This is a genomic window from Niameybacter sp., assembly GCF_036655075.1.
GTDB lineage: Bacteria > Bacillota > Clostridia > Lachnospirales > Cellulosilyticaceae > Holtiella.
Genome location: NZ_JAVVQU010000098.1, coordinates 1 through 1,543 on the forward strand (window position 1 = coordinate 1; position 1,543 = coordinate 1,543).

The 1,543-nt window shown below is 38.1% G+C and carries 2 protein-coding genes; both read right to left on the reverse strand.

Annotated features, from left to right (window positions below; translation table 11 throughout):
• Window positions 1–74 precede the first annotated feature (74 nt).
• The gene (locus tag RRY75_RS14055; RefSeq protein WP_332493934.1) at window positions 75–989 is read right to left on the reverse strand and encodes a type I restriction-modification enzyme R subunit C-terminal domain-containing protein; all 915 of its coding nucleotides are present in this window, start codon (window positions 987–989) and stop codon (window positions 75–77) included.
• Window positions 955–1,543 (reverse strand): tyrosine-type recombinase/integrase (locus RRY75_RS14060; protein ID WP_332717389.1); only part of this gene is annotated, 589 nt, incomplete at its 5' end. The genes RRY75_RS14060 and RRY75_RS14055, both read right to left, overlap by 35 nt.

Genomic DNA, 1,543 nt, shown 5'->3' on the forward strand with positions numbered 1-1,543 from the left:
ACACAACCACACCTTCTAACTTCATTGCTAGTTATCTACGTGGTCATGTTGGGCTTTTAGTTAATCTTCTATTTTTATGCTATAACTTCTGAATTCTTCTTAATCTCTTGTATCACGGTCATAATTTCTCTAGCCTCTGTCATGTTCTCCTTAAACAGTACTGGAATACTGCCAAGGCTTCTGAATGGTTCTTCCATGAGTACGGTATTATCGTCTATCATCCCATTGGCTACAACGTAATCAACAATAAGTTTGACATATCGCACTTGGGTCATATTGAGTTTCTCTTCACCGAGGAATTTGCTAAAGGCTTCGTTGGCAGCACCGCGATCTAGTCCGACGATCTTTCTCACCAATTTGCTGATTGGTGTTGTGCCATATTCTTTTTCATACTCCGCTTTGCTACCGAGTTCTTCCCACATGATCCGCTCTAAGGTTTTGAGATCTTGTTGGGTGAGCTGCTTGTTGTTGCGGAGTTTGTAGATGGCTAACTCGTCTTGGTGTGCTTTGAGGTAGTGTTCTACTTTTTTCTTGTAATCTTTGAGGTCATTGCTATTGTACATAGCACCATTTTCATTGATTTCAAGTATTTGATCTTTAAAATCTGTGTAATAGATCGGTTGTTTTTCTTTATCGATAAACTTAAGGAGGTCCCTTAGGGCAATTCTCACTTCTTCAAGTTCCAGTATATCTGCACTCTCCCAAAACTCATCTGTTTGAACTTTCTCGATAACGTATTTCTGCGCCATGACTTGTGGTATAGTGCCTTTTTTAGAAAGCTGCTCCGCTGTTTGAACAATGCTTCTGATTGGCTTAGTGGCATTTTTATTTTGTAAATAGGCTAAGTCTACTGTATAGATTAGGTAATCAAACCTTTTAGCCAGCTCATCATCATTTAGTGGTGTAATGAGTGGACGTATTGTTTTGCAATGATCTCTTAGTAATTCTAGCTGTTCATCTGTATAGGTTTCTTTGACTGACCATGGCATACTGCAAGGTGGTATCTATTTTAGTATGCCCTAATAATACTTGAACTTGTTCTATAGGCATACCTTTATCAATAGCCTTAGTAGCCAATGTCCGTCTAAATTTATGCGGGTGTACTTTTATTATATTTAACCTTTTACCTAATTCTCTTAATCTAATCTCTACCCCACTAATCTTCAAAGGTGCAGTTGGCTTGTTTAATGTCACAAATAGCGCTGGATTATCATCTGTTCGCTCTTCTAGATACCTTTTTAAGTGAATTTTAGTCCTTGCATCAAAATAAACCCTTCGTTCTTTGTCACCTTTACCCAAAACGATGCATTCCCTTTTCTCAAAGTCTACATCTCGTCTATTAAGACTCGTTAACTCTCCTACTCTCATGCCAGTTGAACATAACATATCTATAAGTGCTAAATCTCGTAGGGTATCACAATGGTCTCTCATGGATTCTAGTTCCTCATCCGTGTATGTCTCTTTTACTGTGCTACCTGTACGTATTTTATGGATTCTTCGAGCTGGACTTTTCAAGATATAATCTTCATCTTCTAACCAAGAA